This is a genomic window from Pseudomonas sp. LBUM1647 (assembly GCF_059716175.1).
This window is the reverse complement of record NZ_CP166809.1, coordinates 4,270,659-4,285,138: the sequence shown is the minus strand read 5'-3', so window position 1 is coordinate 4,285,138 and position 14,480 is coordinate 4,270,659. Positions and strand designations below refer to the sequence as shown.

The window sequence follows — 14,480 nt, the reverse complement described above, 5'->3', positions numbered from 1 at the left end:
CCGATCAGTTAAACCATTTCAGCCGCAACGCATACCTTGTAGCAGCTTCGCCAGCTGCTACATGGATCGTGTCACGGCGCTTAAACCCTTAGACGCAGGGTTTCAAAGAGTTCTCTGTCTTCCTTTTTGGCCGAGCGCGCATGGCGCCGAATGACCTGCAACAGGCAATCGGTAAAGCACAGCGCTGCATTGCTCAGCGAGCCATTGCGGCGGGTCACGATGCTCAACTGCCGGGGTTCGAACTGCTCGGCCAGCTCCAGGGCAACCACCCGGCCGAGGAAGGGCGGGGCAACGCTCACGATGGACGGTCCCCAGGTACACATGTCGGCCCGCTCGACCATCATCTGCAGGATGGCCAGCGAATGGGCCCGAACGATTCGGTTCTCATCGATCTGCGCACCGTGTTTCCAGAACAGCGCCTGCATCAACCCATCGTGTCCGTCCGGCGCGTAGTTCAGCGTCCAGTTCTGCTCCAGTAACTCATGGATTGACCGAGCGTCCTGCCGAGCATGACCCTGACGGACCAGCACCGACGTCTGGTAATCGAGCAAGGTTTCGCAGGCAAACTCTTGGGTCGATTGCGCCGGGTGCAGCTGACCAATCGCAAAATCCATGCTGCCATCACGCAACAACGGCTGGGCCACGGCCATCAGGCTTTCGTACAGCTCCAGGCGGATTTCCGGCATTCGCTCGCGAAACGCCAGAACCACCTCGGGCAAGAAGGTCAGGGCGATCCAGGGCGTGACCCCGACACACAGACGCCCCTGGGCTTTGCCACGCATGTGATCGAGCTCGGTTTGCGCATGCTCGAGTTGCTTGATCACGAGCCGGGCGTGGGTCAGCAGTACTTTTCCGTATTCCGTGAAATTCAGGCCGCTGGGGGTTCGGGTGAACAGCGGTAACTGCTGGCTGGTTTCCAGTTCGCGCAGCGCTTTGGTCACGGCGGCCTGGGAGATGTCCAGCGAACGCGCGGCGGCGCGGATGCTGCCGGTTTCGGCGCTGGCAATCAGTGCTTGTAATTGATGGAGTTTCATCTGCTCACCCTGGTGACAACCTAGGGTTGTCATCATAACCAAACTGGGCCTCCCCAGCCCAGAGCCCGTTCCCTAAGATCCGACTCAGCAACCGCTCAGGTCTTATCGAAGGAATACAACAATGATCGCCAACCCAGTCTTGCCGGGTATTGCAGCCATCCAAGAGGAAATGATCGCGTTGCGCCACAGCCTCCACGCGCACCCCGAGTTGGGCTTTGAAGAATTCGCCACCAGTGAGCGGGTTGCCGCGTGTTTGACGCAATGGGGCTTTGAGGTCACCCCTCGCGTGGGCAAGACCGGCGTCGTCGCCACCCTGAAAAATGGCGAGGGGCGGTCCATTGGTTTGCGCGCCGACATGGATGCATTGCCGATTCAGGAAACCACCGGTTTGCCCTATGCCAGCCGGATCGACGGCGTCATGCATGCCTGTGGCCACGACGGCCATACGGCAACACTGCTCGCAGCCGCTAAACACCTGGCGCAGACCCGGGCGTTCAACGGCACTGTGAGCCTGATTTTTCAGCCGGCCGAAGAAGGCCTGGGCGGTGCCCGGAAAATGCTGGAGGAGGGCCTGCTCGAACGGTTCCCGTGTGATGCGATCTTCGCCATGCACAACGTACCGGGTTATCCCGTCGGGCATCTGGGGTTCTACAGCGGCCCGTTCATGGCGTCTGCCGACACGGTGAACATCAAAATCATCGGCAACGGTGGTCATGGCGCGGTGCCGCACAAGGCGGTCGATCCGGTGCTGGTCTGCTCCTCGATCGTGATCGCCCTGCAAAGCATCGTCTCGCGCAACGTCAATCCGCAGGAAATGGCGATCATCACGGTGGGCTCCCTTCATGCTGGAAGCGCTTCGAACGTCATTCCGTCCAGCGCCGAGATGAGCCTGAGTGTGCGCGCACTGACGCCCGAGATTCGCCACTTGCTCGAAGTCAGAATTACCGAATTGGTCAACGGTCAGGCAGCCAGTTTTGGCGCCCGGGCCCACATCGATTATCAGCATTGTCATCCGGTGTTGATTAACCATCCTGAGCCCACCGCGTTTGCCCGAGAAGTTGCGCGCGAATGGTTGGGAGAAGGGCAACTGATCGACGATTTGCGGCCCTTCACCGCGAGTGAGGACTTTGCCTTTGTCCTGGAAAAATGCCCCGGCAGTTACCTGGTGATCGGCAACGGCGAGGGCGATAGCGGGTGTCTGCTGCACAATCCCGGCTACGACTTCAATGATGCTTGCCTGCCGATCGGTGCGAGTTACTGGGTCAAGTTGGTCGAACGTTTTCTGGGTTGAGTCGCCGTATTTTCGTTGGGCCTGAGAGGAATAAAAATAATGAACAAGATGATTGCGGCTGTTTCACTGGTGTTGTTGACGGCCACGGGTCTGGCCGGCGCGGCTGACTGGTCTGGCAATGTCCTGAAACTGGGGGTCGACCCCACATATCCACCGCTGGAATACAAAAACCAGGATGGCACGCTGACCGGCTTCGGGGTCGACATCGCCGAGGCGCTGTGTGCCGAGTTGAAGGCCCGCTGCATTTGGGTGGAAAGCAGCTGGGACGGCATGATCCCGGCGCTGCTGGCGCGCAAGTTCGACGCGGTGGCGTCGTCGATGACCGTGACGCCCAAGCGTCTGGAGCAGATTGCCTTCACCGACAAGGTCTCCAATGCGCCGGCCCGGTTGGTCGTCAAGCGTGGATCGGGCCTGCTGCCCACCCTCGAGTCGCTCAAGGGCAAACGCATTGGTGTGGAGCAGGGTTCGACGCAGGAGGCGTATGCCAAAGCCGTCTGGGGGGCGAAGGGCATCGATGTGCTCTCCTATCAAAATCAGGACCAGGTGTATGCGGATCTGGTGGTCGGCCGGCTCGATGCCTCGCTGCAAGGGGCCATTCAAGCCAGCTACGGCTTCCTCAACACCGCGCAGGGCAAGGACTATGAATTTGCCGGCGCGACTCTGGATGACCCAGCCTTTTTCGGCGTCGGTGACGGCTTCGGTTTGCGCAAGAGCGATGTCGAGTTACGCGAAGACTTGAACAAAGCCCTGGCGACGATTCTCGCCAATGGCACGTACGCGCGGATCAATAAAAAGTACTTCGATTTCGACGTCTACGGCGCGAAGTAACGCCCCTTCGACCTTTGAAACAGAGCGGTCGCCTGGCCGCTCCATCGCAGCATCCCCCCCTTCACCTCGACCTAATAAGAACAAGGAGAGTGAAATGCTTCTGGAAGGCTTTGGCCCGCAGATCCTGCTGGGCACCCTGGCCACTATCAAACTGGCGTTATGGTCATTGTTGATCGCGGTCCTGGCCGGGCTGCTCGGCGCCAGTTCCAAGTTGTCCTCCAACCGTTTGTTGCGAGCGCTGGCCACCGGTTATACGACGGTGATTCGCAGCATGCCGGACCTGGTGATCATGCTGTTGCTGTTCTTCAGCCTGCAAATGCTGCTCAACCGGATGACTGATTGGCTGGGCATCGCTCAGATCGACATCGACCCGTTTCTGGCCGGCGTCATCACCCTGGCTTTCATTTACGGGGCTTACTTTACCGAGACGTTTCGCGGCGCCTTCCAGGCGGTCCCGGCTGGCCAGATCGAAGCGGCAAGGGCCTACGGCATGACCCGTGGCAAAACCTTTCGCAAAATCCTGTTCCCGCAAATGCTCCGTCACGCACTGCCGGGTATTGGCAATAACTGGCAGGTGTTGATCAAGTCGACCGCGCTGGTATCGATCATCGGCCTGACCGATGTCATCAAAGCCACGCAAGATGCGGGCAAGGGCTCCCTGCAGTTCTTCTATTTCACGCTGGTCGGCGGCCTGATCTACCTCGCCATCACCACGGTGTCCAACGTTGTCTTGATGTGGCTTGAACACCGCTATTCGGTGGGTGTCAGGAAGGCTGCGCTATGACCGGCATTCTCGAAAACTATTGGCAGGCGTATCTGTGGAGTGACGGGCCACACTTGTCCGGGTTGGCAGTGACCTTGTGGCTGCTCATTCTTTCGGTGGTGACGGGCTTCCTGCTCGCGGTGCCGTTGTCGATTGCCCGCGTCAGCCGCAACCCGCTGATCCATCTGCCGGTCTGGTGCTACACCTACGTGTTTCGCGGCACCCCGTTGTACATCCAGCTGCTGTTTTTCTACACCGGGGTGTACAGCTTGCATGTGGTTCGATCCCAGGACTTTCTCAACGCGTTTTTCCGTGACGGGTTCAACTGCACGGTGCTGGCGTTCGCGCTCAATACCTGCGCCTACATGACCGAAATTTTCGCCGGTTCCACCCGGGCGACTCCCCATAGCGAAATCGAGGCCGCCAGCGCCTACGGCATGAGCCGGTTCACCCTCTATCGCCGGATCGTTTTGCCGTCGGCGTTGCGTCGGGCCCTGCCGTTTTTCAGCAATGAAGTGATTCTGATGCTGCATTCCACCTCGGTGGCATTTACCGCCACAGTCCCTGATTTGCTGAAGATTGCCCGGGACGTCAACTCGGCGACCTATGCATCCTTTGCCGCGTTCGGGATCGCCGGGGTGCTGTATGCCGCCAGCGCGTTTTTCCTGATCTGGCTGTTTCGTCGCGGCGAACTGCATTGGCTGGGCTACCTCAAACCGCGGACGCACTGACCCCTAACTGGACATGCTCGAATGTATAAATTGATCGTTGAAGATGTGCATAAGAACTACGGCAGCCATGAGGTATTGAAGGGTGTTTCAGTCAAGGCCAGGGCGGGTGACGTGATCAGCATCATCGGCTCTTCGGGGTCGGGGAAAAGTACCTTCTTGCGCTGTATCAACCATCTCGAACAACCGTCAGCCGGGCGCATCATCGTCAATGCCGAAGAGCTGCTCACCCGCAAGAATTCAAGAGGTGATTTGTGTGCGGTCGATCCCGCGCAGTTGCAGGTCATGCGCAGCAAGCTGTCGATGGTGTTCCAGCACTTCAATCTGTGGAGCCACATGACGGTGCTGGAAAACATCATCGAGTGCCCGATGAGCGTGCTGGGTGTCAGTCGGGCGGAGGCTCTGGAGAGGGCGCGGCATTACCTCGCCAAGGTAGGTTTGCCGGCAAAGGTCGAGATGCAGTATCCGGTCCAGCTATCCGGCGGCCAGCAACAGCGCGTCGCCATTGCGCGTGCGCTAGCCATGGAGCCGCAAGTGATGCTGTTCGACGAACCGACCTCCGCCCTGGACCCCGAACTGGTGGGCGAGGTGCTCAAGGTCATGCAGCAGCTGGCAGAAGAGGGGCGGACGATGGTGGTGGTCACCCATGAGATGGCGTTTGCCCGGCAGGTGTCGAACCACGTCATGTTTTTGCACCAGGGCCGGGTGGAAGAACAGGGAGCACCGAATACCGTGCTGGACCAGCCCCGGAGCGAGCGGTTGCAGCAGTTTTTGGCGGGAAGTCTCAAGTAACGACAAACACTGAATCGTAGCCCTGGCGAGACGGAAGTGAGATTAGTTCTCGCGCAATTCACCTATCGGGTGTTTGATGAGGCATAGTCGCCTGGCACCAGGCGGCTCATACCCGTCAGGGGTCATAAAAAGGGCGAACGGGAAGATTCGCCCTGTGATCAGGATTCAGGGAGCGTCATGGGTCATCCGTCCGTTAACAATCGAATTGAACAATCCCGCCATGGCGTGCCTTGGGTCGCCGAGCAAGCCGGGGTAACGCTCAAGGTCCGCTCTGCGGTGATTCTGCTGGTCGCGGTGTGCCTGTCCATGACGGCTATCGTGATTTGGGAAGCCTGGAACTCGCGCCAGTACCATCTGCACGACAAAGAAGTGGCGATGTCCAACCTTGCCCAGACCCTGGCCTCGCAAGCACAGGCGTCGATCAAGCAGGCCGATACGCTGCTGTTTACCTTGGTGGATCGCCTCGAAAACGACGGTATCGACCAGGCCCGGGTACCCCGATTGGAGCGTTTGCTCAGTGCCCAGCGCAGTGAACTGAGTCAGATCCATGGCTTGTTTATCTATGACGAGGATGGGCGCTGGATTGCCAATTCCAACGGCGCCGTCCTGCCCAATGCCAACAATTCCGACCGCGAATATTTCATTTTCCATCGTGATCATCCCGATCGTGGGCCTCACATCGGCCCGTCGATCAAGAGCCGTTCGAGCGGTGAATGGGTCATGACGGTTTCCCGCCGGATCAATCATCCGGATGGCAGCTTTGCCGGCGTGGCGCTGGCAAGCCTCTATCTCAGCCACTTCCTTACGCTCTACGACAGCATCGACATGGGCCGTAACGGCGTGATCAATCTGATCGCCGACGACGCCACCATCGTCGTTCGCCGACCGTTCAAAGAAACTGAAGTCGGCATCAGCGTCGCCAAGGGGCCGCTGTTTACGCAGCTATTGCCCAAGGGCAATTCGGGCACGGCAACGGTCCCCTCCTATGTGGATGGCGTCGAGCGTGTGGTCGGTTTTCGCAGGGTCGACGGTTATCCGCTGATCATCTTTGCGGCGCTGAATAAAGATGAAGTCCTGGCCGCCTGGCGTAAGGAGGTACTGCTGAGTGCGGGGATCGTCTCGTTGTTCCTGGGGTTTCTGGGCGTCCTCGGTTATCGCCTCATTCGCCTGATGAAGCAGCAGAATCATGTGCAGGGCGTATTGCTGGATGCGCAGGAAAAACTGATCGAGGTCAACCGCAGTCTTGAGTTGCTGGCGCTGGAGGACGCGCTGACCGGGCTGTCCAACCGACGTCAGTTCGATCTGTTCATCCTTGCCGAAATGGGCCGCGCCAGGCGCAACCAGACCCACCTCGCGCTGCTGATGATCGATGTCGATCACTTCAAGAGCTTCAATGATCTTTACGGCCATGTGGCCGGCGATGAGTGTTTACGCAACATCAGCACGATCATCAGGGACAACATCAAGCGCCCCGGCGACCTGGCTGCCCGCTATGGCGGCGAAGAGTTTGCGGTGGTACTGCCCGGGACCGACTATGTGGGGGCGTTTATGGTGGCGGAAAAAATCCGCCGCGCGGTTCAGCAGGCCGGCATCCAACACAGTGAAGGGGCTGAAGGCACGGTGACGGTCAGCCTGGGGGTCGCCGCTTACGATCCGGCGTCACAAGCCCAGCCCAACGACCTGGTGGGGGCCGCCGACAAGGCGCTTTACGTGGCCAAGGCCAGCGGCCGGAACATGAGCGTCATTGCCAACTGAATTCAAACAAACCGGTCACTGCCCTGAACCAGCTTGGTGGACAGGTACGATTGCTTGAGTTTTTCCAGCCACCAGCCCAGGGCGCGGCCGTCGTGATCGCCACGCCAGCCGGCATACAAGATATTCGGCTCACGCGGATCGGCCATCTGTTTTTCAACCAGCGTGCCGTTTTTCAGTAACGAGCCGACCCGATGCTTCGGTAACCAACCCACGCCCAGCCCGTCGCACTGGGCGAGGATTTTGGCGCGCATGGTCGGCACGGCGAGCACCGGTTGGCCGCCGGAGACGCCGTAAGTACTGCCCTCGGTCGCTCTGGACGAGTCGGCCACGACAATCGCCCGGTGCTGCGCAACCATGGCGCGTGAAATCGGCTCTTGGGCCTTGGCCAGCGGGTGCTTGGGCGAAACCGCGAACACCCATTCCATTTCCCCCAGTTGCATCCAGCGCAAGGAGGGGATCGCCGGTGGTTCGTTGGTGGCGCCGATGATCAGGTCCGCGCGGCCTTCACGCAGGGCTTCCCAAACACCTTTGAGGACTTCCTGAGTGATGCGCAACGGCACGCCGGACTCCAGCGCATCGAACTCGTGAATCACCGGGATCAACGCTTCGAATTCGAGCAACTCATCGGTGACGATCCATAGCCGGCTCTCCCAGCCATTGGCCACTTGCTGCACCCGCTGGGTCAGCCGCGAGACGTCTTGCATCAGTCGCGCCGCCTCGTTCACCAGCAACTCACCCGCCGGGGTCAGCTGCAAGCGGTAGCGACGACGGTCGAACAGCAAGGCGTCAAAGCGTTCCTCCAGTTGCCGCGCCGCGTAGGACACCGTCGAGGGCGCCTTGCCCAAGTGGGCCGCGGCCCGGGACAGGCTGCCGGTTTCGCGGATGGCTTCGAGCAAGGTGAGATCTTCAATCGATAGCATGGGCGGAATCCTTGCACGGACAAGATCAAAAGATCGTCTGAACGCAGCCCGAACCTGCGGCAGCTCCTACGGGAAACGCATATCGCAGTGTAGGAGCTGCCGCAGGCTGCGATCTTTTGATCTTGGTGTCAGGTTGCCCGACGTAACTTCCACAGCCTGATCAACCGAAGGTAGACCAGCACGTTGATCGCCAGCACCACGCTGCCCAGTCCCAGCTGAATTGCCGGTGTCAGGCCCGCCGGGTAGATGACCGGCCACACGTAATGTTCGATGAAACCGCCGCTATAACCGGTTTGCCCGGCCGCGTCGCGCATGAGGTTTTCCCACTGCGTCAGCGGGCAGGTCAGGTGGAAGACTTCCACCGACACGCCCCACACAGCCGCGGGCAGGTGCCACCAGATCAGCGGACGCCATTTGAGCACCAGCAGCCCGCCGAACAGCACGAACAGAATGAACAACAGATGAAACAGGACCAGCCCGTCGGCGGCGATTCGGTAAAGCATGTCGACTCCCTGACGCGTTATGCGAATGGCTCCATGGTACTCGGGCGGGTTGCTCGCGCTCTATCGATTGTTGCTGTTCAACGCCGCCAGCACTTCCTTCAGACGCACCGCCATGGTTTCGCTGCTGCGTTGCATCGGCGCGCGCAGTTCGTCGTCGATCAAGCCTTCAAGGGCCAGGGCGGTTTTCACCGGGGCGGGATTGGGCTCGATGAACAGGCTGTGAATCAGCGGCAGCAGTTGGAAGAATGTCGCTCGACCAGCCGCTAACCGGTTGTCGCGGATCTGTTGATACAACGCCACGAACAGCTCCGGATGAACATGCGCCGAAGCGGCAATGGCGCCTTTGGCGCCCAGACACAAGGCGCTGAAGATCTGGTTATCTTCGCCGCACAGCACGTCGACCTTGCCACTGCCTAGCAGCGCCAGGGTGTTGGCCTGATTGCCGCCGCAATCCTTGATCGCGACGATTCGCTCATGGGCGACGATGTTGAGCAGGGTTGCCTGCTCGAACGCCACGCCGGTGCGGTAAGGGATGTCGTAAAGAATGAGCGGAACGCTGGAGGCATCGGCGACAGTTTTGTAAAACGCTTCGAGGCCAGCCTGAGACGGACGGATGTAATACGGCGGCGGTACCAGTAAACCGGCCAGCGGGCGTTTCAGGATTTCGCTCTGAAATTGCAGCAGCTCGGTCATATTGTTGCCGGCCAGGCCCATGACCACCCGTTCCGCCGGCACCTGCGCCAGTACCGCATCGAGCACCGCCAGTTGCTCGTGTTTGCTCAGTGCCGCCGCTTCCGCCGTGGTACCGCAGACCACAACGCCATCGACACCTTTTTCCAGCAGATGATTGACCAGCCGGCGCAAGCCGACGAAATCGATCGCACCGTTGCGAAACGGTGTAACGAGAGGGACCCAGATACCTTGAAACGATGACATGCACGTACTCCTGAAGGTTGACCGATTTCGTCACCGTCAGAAGCGTAGAAGGCAGTAAGCAAGGGGAGGGTGTCCGTCGCGCTCAATGTCCTGTCAGCTCATCTGACGGGACAGCGCGCCCCGGTCACATGAGCGACTGTTTCTTCGATTTGAGGGCGTGCGCAACGCAACCTTGCGCCTTGGCATTCAAGCCAATGACGACAGTGTTGAGGTTGAAGGTTGTGGACATACTTGCTTACACCCTGAATGAGGCGTTCAGTTTTAAAAGCCGGCGCGATTTTTGTCAATCGCGAAAATCAGCGAGCTCCGCACGCATTCTGCCGTTTTGCTTGGCCGCGGACCAAGTGCGCAAGATTGTTCAAGCCTTCGGCCGCGACTGCTGGCACAGTCTGAAGACTTTCCCTGGTTGTAGAGCGTTATGTCCAATTCACTCATGCCGCGCAGTGCCTTTCTTCGCGGCGCTGCGGCGATCATGCCGTTGTCCCTGGCCACCGCGCCCTGGGGACTGCTGGCCGGCTCGATGGCCATCGAGGCCAATCTCACGCCCCTGCAAGGCCAGGGGTTGTCGAGCATCGTATTCGCCGGTGCCGCGCAACTGGTGGCGATCGGCATGCTCAAGGGCGGTGCCGGAATCTTTTCGATTCTGCTGACCACGCTGCTGCTGACCTCCCAGCATTTGCTGTACGGCATGAGCCTGCGTTCGGTGATTTCGCCGTTGCCGGGTCGCTGGCGTGTGGGGTTGGGCTTTTTGCTCACCGACGAGCTGTTCGCCCTGACCAGTGCGCATGACAAACAACAGTTCAACCGCTGGTACGCCCTGGGTGTCGGCCTGACGTTTTACATCGCCTGGAACCTCTTCACCCTGGCCGGCATCGTGCTCGGCAGCAGCATTCCGGGGCTGGAACACCTGGGGCTGGACTTCTCCATCGCGGCGACGTTTATCGCCTTGATCACCCCGGTGGTGCGAAACGTGCCGACCGTGGTATGCGTGGCGGTGTCGTTGTTCTGCTCGGTGCTGTTCAGCTACTGGCAATGGGGCTCGGCGCTGGTGCTGTCGGGGTTGGCGGGCATGACCGCAGGCTTTATCTGCAACAAATTCTACGGTGGACGCACATGATGGTCTGGGCGGTTATTGTCGGCATGGGGCTATTGGTGTTCCTCAACCGCTATGTGTTTCTGGAGCCGCGGCTGCCCGTGCGCTTGAGCAGCAATGCGCGGCAGTTCCTGGGTTTTGCGGTGCCGGGCATGCTGACGGCGATCTGTGGGCCGATCGTGTTCATGCCGGACAAGCAGCTGAATCTGCAGTGGGATAACCCGTATCTGATCAGCTCGCTGGTGGCGGTGGGGCTGGTGCTTTACACCCGCAATACCTTGCTCAGCATGTTGTTGAGCATGGGGTTCTTCTTTTTGCTGCGTTGGTGGCTCTAAGTCGTTCCCGCCGAAACTGTTCTACGCTTATAGGGGACCCCTACAGGAAGAGAGGTGAGCATGGCAAATGATCCAAAGCGTCCGGATCCGGATGAAGAGGCGGATGATGAACCCACGGAAGAGGAGCTTAAGCGGCAGCGGCGTTCGACGCCGGACTGGAAGCACCCCGACGACGGTAAAGAGCTGTCAGATCGCGACCAGGAGCGTCCGCTGAAACCTTGACCGAGTTGCACATACCAAAAGCCCGCTATCAAGCGGGGCTTTTCTTTTGGCGATTATTTAATTCAGATCGCTTCGTTCCAGCGAATGTGCGTAATGCCCAATTGCAGCGCTTTGACGCGTGCGGTTTCGAGATTGGCGTGTGCGGCGATTTGCAGACCAGAGTCGGGATAAGCATGGGCGGAGGCGGAATGTATCGCCTCGACATCCGAAAACTGTTCGGCCAGTTTGAAAAAGTGCCGACGAACACCGTCGAACATGTAGTGCACGGCATAGGGGACGAGTGTGCTCATATATTCCTCCTTGGGCCGAGCCTCTGTTATTGAGAGCGGTTTGATGCCGTGTTCGTTCACTTCTTCGGCTGAGTGGGCATTGAGTGTCGTTTCAAGCGTCTTCCAGCTGCAGAAAATCGGGGTGGGAGGCCCGATAACCCAAGGTTTTGTCGATCCAGGCGTTCAGCTCGTTGACCCTGACCGGAGGTCTGCCCGGATAGCTGTCGAGGGTTGAACGAAGGAGGTTGCTAATGTTGGGAATTGAACCCAGGTTGCGGGTCTTTATGTATTGCCCGATAAAACAGTCGAGCGGGCAGTGTTCTGTTTTCGAAAGATAAACACACACCAGGCCACCGACTTGATTAATTGTAAAATCGTCGCGCAATTTAATTCTCTGCAAGGCTTGTTGTTGTAGGGATTTCCTGGGTTTATTGACTCTTTGGTCAACAGAGGAGTGCCGAGGGAAACGCGGCGCGCATGCTATCCATTGTTATTCTAAATGTATCGAAGTGTCAGACAGGCGGTTGACAGGTTTAATCGCCAAACAATAGGTATGTGTATCTTCGGTGAAACAACAGGTGTAACGATCAATTGTTTAATATGTATATACAACTGTTACTTATGCCTGCTTTTATGTCGGAATTGATAGTTCAGGGTGTTTCATCAATCAGTGCCGCGCCTTGATTTCTTGAATTGCCCACCGCTGTGTCCACCTTGTACCACTCGAAAACCTCGCTGATTTCGCCCTGCAACAGCGCCATCTGCTCCGCGCGTTCTTTGGGGGTGGCCGGGTCAAGCCATTCCCGCGCCAGCGGCGCAGACAACACCACGGGGCGCCGGTCATGAATATCGAGCATGCCGCCCGCACTGTCGGCCGTGATGATCACAAAACCGTCGTCGGCCCGCGGCTCACCCCCCACGCCGGGAAACTGTCCGATCGCCGCGCAGAAAATCGGTGCCCGGTCCCGTCGGCGGATCAGCCACGGTTGCCTCGTCGAATCCCCGGCGTCGACCCATTCGAACCAGTTGTCGATCGGCACAATCGCGCGGTGCGGCCAGATCGCCCGGAAGAACGGGCCGTGGGCGACTTTTTCGACCCGTGCATTGATCGGTGCCGCCCGATCTTTCGCCCAGTGCGGCCGCCATCCCCAACGCTGAAAATCGGCGTGCAGGCCGTTGCTCTCCAGGTGCAGAAGGGCGAGTTGCGTGGTGGGCGCAGCGTTGTAGCGGGCTAGCGGTTCATCACCGACGTGGTTGATCAACGCGTCGGGGATGCTCAGCACCGCGACAAAGTCATGAATGCCTCGGTACTGCGACAGGCGTCCGCACATCGGCTGATACTCCGGTTGAAGAGCTCTGATTGAAGCGTTTTGGCTGGAGCTTTCAGCTTAGTTGCTCAGATCACATGGGCGCGCTGCAACTCGGTCAACGACAAGGCCTTGAGGCGAGCGAGCAGCGGGTCGCGCCGGTCACGGGGATGGGCCAGTTGCACCGCCAGCTCCTGACGAATGCTGCTGGGACGATTGTCCATCACCAGCACCCGATCACTGAGGTACAGCGCTTCATCTACGTCGTGGGTCACCAGCAGCAGGGCGATGGCGTGACGTTCGGCCAGTTGCAGCAGCAAGTCCTGCAATTTCATGCGGGTGAAGGCGTCCACCGCGCTGAAGGGTTCGTCGAGCAACAGCACGTGCGGTCGCGAGTAGAGGCCGCGAGCGATCGCCACCCGCTGCGCCATGCCGCCCGACAGCGCTTTGGGCAGGGCTTGAGCAAAACCGCCGAGGCCGACTTCGTCGATCAGTTGCGCGACCCAGACTTTGTCGTAATGGTTGTCGGCGCTGAAACCGATGTTCTGTTCGACCGTCAGCCATGGCATCAGTCGCGGCTCCTGGAACACAAAAGCGACTTCCCCGGCGCTGCTGAGCACTTCGCCCTCAAAGTCCTTTTCCAGGCCGGCGATGATCCGCAGCAACGTGCTTTTCCCGCAGCCGCTGGGCCCCAGCAGGCTGATGGCTTCCCGGGGTTGCAATTGCAAATGGATGTTCTTGAGCACGGTGGTGGCGGCGAAGGTTTTGCGCTCGACGCGAATGTCCAGCAGGTGTTCGGTCATGGCTCAATCCTCTGCGCTTTGGCCGTTGAAGGTGTCGCGCCAGGCGAGGAAGCGCTTCTCCAGGCCGGCGAGGATGCCGTCGCTGAGTTTGCCCAGCAGCGCCAGCACGATGATTGCCGCCAGCACGATGTCCGGGCGTGAAGTCTCGCGACCGTCGCTAAGCAGATACCCCAGGCCTTTGGTCGCGGCGATCAGTTCGGCGGCCACCAGAAACATCCAGGCCAGGCTCATGCCGCTGCGCAAGCCGGTGAACAGGCCGGGAAGGGCGGCGGGCAGCAGAACTCGCCGCACCAGTCGGGGCCGGCTGAAACCGTACATCTGCCCGACTTCCACCAGTTTGCGGTCGATGTCGCGGATCGCCGCGACGCCGTTGAGGTACACCGGGAAGAAGGCACCGATGGCGATCAGGACGATTTTCGAGGTCTCGTCGATGCCCAGCCACAGCAGCAACAGCGGCACCCAGGCCAGGCTCGGGATCGAGCGCAGGCCGGCGAACGTCGGCTCCAGCCAGGCTTCGGCTTCACGGCTCAAACCGACCCACGCGGCGAACACCAGGGCCAGACCAGCGCCGATGGCGAAACCCAGCAGCACCCGCAACAGGCTGGCGCTGATGTGCTTCCACAGCGCACCTTCGGCGAGGTCTCTCAAGGTCAGCGCGATCTCGCTGGGGGCCGGCATTTGGTAAGACGGCAACCAGCCGATACGCACGACGAATTCCAGCAGCAGGATGATCAGCACCGGTAGGGCCAAACCTTTGAGGCGCAGTCGCCAGGCGTTGTTCAGGGAGGCGCTGGCCCGGTGCGGCGCAGGCAATGTCAGGCTGGCGGGCAGGTCTTTGCTTTTGCTGGTCATGGGGTTTCTCCGGTCACGACGAATCCGCGACAGGCGCGGTTTACAGCGC

General features: G+C 59.6%; 18 protein-coding genes. 9 read left to right on the top strand and 9 right to left on the bottom strand.

The window, feature by feature from the left end; all coding sequences use genetic code 11:
• Positions 1–80: 80 nt before the first annotated feature.
• Positions 81–1,070 (bottom strand): LysR family transcriptional regulator, encoded by a 990-nt coding sequence (locus tag ACA059_RS19495; RefSeq protein WP_185752768.1) that lies wholly within the window; start codon positions 1,068–1,070, stop codon positions 81–83.
• Positions 1,071–1,155: 85 nt separating this feature from the next.
• Here ACA059_RS19495 and ACA059_RS19490 point away from each other — a divergent pair, with 85 nt between their 5' ends.
• From ACA059_RS19490 to ACA059_RS19465, 6 genes are all read left to right on the top strand, one after another.
• Positions 1,156–2,325 carry a M20 aminoacylase family protein gene (locus tag ACA059_RS19490; protein WP_497630608.1) on the top strand — a complete coding sequence of 390 codons (1,170 nt, stop codon included), beginning with the start codon at positions 1,156–1,158 and terminating at the stop codon, positions 2,323–2,325.
• A 39-nt stretch (positions 2,326–2,364) separates the two neighbouring features.
• A complete protein-coding gene (locus ACA059_RS19485) occupies positions 2,365–3,153 on the top strand; it encodes an ABC transporter substrate-binding protein (RefSeq protein WP_497630607.1) in 789 nt (262 codons plus the stop codon).
• Between the two features lie 94 nt (positions 3,154–3,247).
• A complete protein-coding gene (locus tag ACA059_RS19480; protein ID WP_123367973.1) occupies positions 3,248–3,937 on the top strand; it encodes an ABC transporter permease in 690 nt (229 codons plus the stop codon).
• Positions 3,934–4,647 carry an ABC transporter permease gene (locus ACA059_RS19475; RefSeq protein WP_497630606.1) on the top strand — a complete coding sequence of 238 codons (714 nt, stop codon included), beginning with the start codon at positions 3,934–3,936 and terminating at the stop codon, positions 4,645–4,647. The genes ACA059_RS19480 and ACA059_RS19475 overlap by 4 nt, the downstream gene beginning before the upstream one ends.
• Positions 4,648–4,668: 21 nt before the next feature.
• A complete protein-coding gene (locus ACA059_RS19470; RefSeq protein WP_497630605.1) occupies positions 4,669–5,436 on the top strand; it encodes an ABC transporter ATP-binding protein in 768 nt (255 codons plus the stop codon).
• Between the two features lie 177 nt (positions 5,437–5,613).
• Entirely contained in the window at positions 5,614–7,191 is a 1,578-nt protein-coding gene (locus tag ACA059_RS19465) for a sensor domain-containing diguanylate cyclase (protein ID WP_497630604.1), read from the top strand.
• 2 nt (positions 7,192–7,193) lie between these two features.
• On the opposite strand, the gene ACA059_RS19460 is transcribed toward ACA059_RS19465, so the two are convergent.
• The 3 genes from ACA059_RS19460 to dapA form a co-directional block, all read right to left on the bottom strand.
• Complete coding sequence (locus ACA059_RS19460) at positions 7,194–8,111, bottom strand: LysR family transcriptional regulator (RefSeq protein WP_497630603.1); 918 nt, start codon at positions 8,109–8,111, stop codon at positions 7,194–7,196.
• A gap of 128 nt (positions 8,112–8,239) precedes the next feature.
• On the bottom strand, positions 8,240–8,614 hold the full coding sequence (locus tag ACA059_RS19455; RefSeq protein WP_497630602.1) for a DUF2784 domain-containing protein: 375 nt from the start codon (positions 8,612–8,614) through the stop codon (positions 8,240–8,242).
• 60 nt (positions 8,615–8,674) lie between these two features.
• Complete coding sequence (gene dapA, locus ACA059_RS19450) at positions 8,675–9,550, bottom strand: 4-hydroxy-tetrahydrodipicolinate synthase (RefSeq protein ID WP_497630601.1); 876 nt, start codon at positions 9,548–9,550, stop codon at positions 8,675–8,677.
• 418 nt (positions 9,551–9,968) lie between these two features.
• Between dapA and ACA059_RS19445 the strand changes: the two genes are divergently transcribed.
• Genes ACA059_RS19445 through ACA059_RS19435 form a run of 3 tightly spaced genes read left to right on the top strand, consistent with a single transcriptional unit; the run spans position 9,969 to position 11,200 of the window.
• Complete coding sequence (locus tag ACA059_RS19445) at positions 9,969–10,667, top strand: AzlC family ABC transporter permease (protein ID WP_129443464.1); 699 nt, start codon at positions 9,969–9,971, stop codon at positions 10,665–10,667.
• Positions 10,667–10,978 carry an AzlD domain-containing protein gene (locus tag ACA059_RS19440; RefSeq protein WP_165934021.1) on the top strand — a complete coding sequence of 104 codons (312 nt, stop codon included), beginning with the start codon at positions 10,667–10,669 and terminating at the stop codon, positions 10,976–10,978. The genes ACA059_RS19445 and ACA059_RS19440 overlap by 1 nt, the downstream gene beginning before the upstream one ends.
• 60 nt (positions 10,979–11,038) lie before the next feature.
• A complete protein-coding gene (locus ACA059_RS19435; protein ID WP_497630600.1) occupies positions 11,039–11,200 on the top strand; it encodes a hypothetical protein in 162 nt (53 codons plus the stop codon).
• Positions 11,201–11,262: 62 nt separating this feature from the next.
• On the opposite strand, the gene ACA059_RS19430 is transcribed toward ACA059_RS19435, so the two are convergent.
• The 5 genes from ACA059_RS19430 to ACA059_RS19410 all read right to left on the bottom strand — a co-directional run bounded on the left by ACA059_RS19430 (position 11,263) and on the right by ACA059_RS19410 (position 14,431).
• Positions 11,263–11,490, bottom strand: a complete 228-nt coding sequence (locus tag ACA059_RS19430) for a DUF6555 family protein (RefSeq protein WP_497630599.1) — start codon at positions 11,488–11,490, stop codon at positions 11,263–11,265.
• A gap of 91 nt (positions 11,491–11,581) precedes the next feature.
• Positions 11,582–11,854, bottom strand: coding sequence for a hypothetical protein (locus ACA059_RS19425; protein ID WP_497630598.1), 273 nt, complete (start codon positions 11,852–11,854; stop codon positions 11,582–11,584).
• A 265-nt stretch (positions 11,855–12,119) separates the two neighbouring features.
• Positions 12,120–12,800 (bottom strand): SOS response-associated peptidase, encoded by a 681-nt coding sequence (locus ACA059_RS19420; protein ID WP_497630597.1) that lies wholly within the window; start codon positions 12,798–12,800, stop codon positions 12,120–12,122.
• Between the two features lie 65 nt (positions 12,801–12,865).
• A complete protein-coding gene (locus ACA059_RS19415) occupies positions 12,866–13,579 on the bottom strand; it encodes an ABC transporter ATP-binding protein (RefSeq protein WP_497630596.1) in 714 nt (237 codons plus the stop codon).
• A gap of 3 nt (positions 13,580–13,582) precedes the next feature.
• Complete coding sequence (locus ACA059_RS19410) at positions 13,583–14,431, bottom strand: ABC transporter permease (RefSeq protein WP_497630595.1); 849 nt, start codon at positions 14,429–14,431, stop codon at positions 13,583–13,585.
• Between the last annotated feature and the right edge of the window lie 49 nt (positions 14,432–14,480).

What these genes read in the sequence shown, in the direction of transcription:
- ACA059_RS19495 (WP_185752768.1), bottom strand. Translation starts at nt 1,070, where the DNA reads ATGATGACAACCCTAGGTTGTCACCAGGGTGAGCAGATGAAACTCCAT.
- ACA059_RS19490 (WP_497630608.1), top strand. Translation starts at nt 1,156, where the DNA reads ATGATCGCCAACCCAGTCTTGCCGGGTATTGCAGCCATCCAAGAGGAA.
- ACA059_RS19485 (WP_497630607.1), top strand. Translation starts at nt 2,365, where the DNA reads ATGAACAAGATGATTGCGGCTGTTTCACTGGTGTTGTTGACGGCCACG.
- ACA059_RS19480 (WP_123367973.1), top strand. Translation starts at nt 3,248, where the DNA reads ATGCTTCTGGAAGGCTTTGGCCCGCAGATCCTGCTGGGCACCCTGGCC.
- ACA059_RS19475 (WP_497630606.1), top strand. Translation starts at nt 3,934, where the DNA reads ATGACCGGCATTCTCGAAAACTATTGGCAGGCGTATCTGTGGAGTGAC.
- ACA059_RS19470 (WP_497630605.1), top strand. Translation starts at nt 4,669, where the DNA reads ATGTATAAATTGATCGTTGAAGATGTGCATAAGAACTACGGCAGCCAT.
- ACA059_RS19465 (WP_497630604.1), top strand. Translation starts at nt 5,614, where the DNA reads ATGGGTCATCCGTCCGTTAACAATCGAATTGAACAATCCCGCCATGGC.
- ACA059_RS19460 (WP_497630603.1), bottom strand. Translation starts at nt 8,111, where the DNA reads ATGCTATCGATTGAAGATCTCACCTTGCTCGAAGCCATCCGCGAAACC.
- ACA059_RS19455 (WP_497630602.1), bottom strand. Translation starts at nt 8,614, where the DNA reads ATGCTTTACCGAATCGCCGCCGACGGGCTGGTCCTGTTTCATCTGTTG.
- dapA (WP_497630601.1), bottom strand. Translation starts at nt 9,550, where the DNA reads ATGTCATCGTTTCAAGGTATCTGGGTCCCTCTCGTTACACCGTTTCGC.
- ACA059_RS19445 (WP_129443464.1), top strand. Translation starts at nt 9,969, where the DNA reads ATGTCCAATTCACTCATGCCGCGCAGTGCCTTTCTTCGCGGCGCTGCG.
- ACA059_RS19440 (WP_165934021.1), top strand. Translation starts at nt 10,667, where the DNA reads ATGGTCTGGGCGGTTATTGTCGGCATGGGGCTATTGGTGTTCCTCAAC.
- ACA059_RS19435 (WP_497630600.1), top strand. Translation starts at nt 11,039, where the DNA reads ATGGCAAATGATCCAAAGCGTCCGGATCCGGATGAAGAGGCGGATGAT.
- ACA059_RS19430 (WP_497630599.1), bottom strand. Translation starts at nt 11,490, where the DNA reads ATGAGCACACTCGTCCCCTATGCCGTGCACTACATGTTCGACGGTGTT.
- ACA059_RS19420 (WP_497630597.1), bottom strand. Translation starts at nt 12,800, where the DNA reads ATGTGCGGACGCCTGTCGCAGTACCGAGGCATTCATGACTTTGTCGCG.
- ACA059_RS19415 (WP_497630596.1), bottom strand. Translation starts at nt 13,579, where the DNA reads ATGACCGAACACCTGCTGGACATTCGCGTCGAGCGCAAAACCTTCGCC.
- ACA059_RS19410 (WP_497630595.1), bottom strand. Translation starts at nt 14,431, where the DNA reads ATGACCAGCAAAAGCAAAGACCTGCCCGCCAGCCTGACATTGCCTGCG.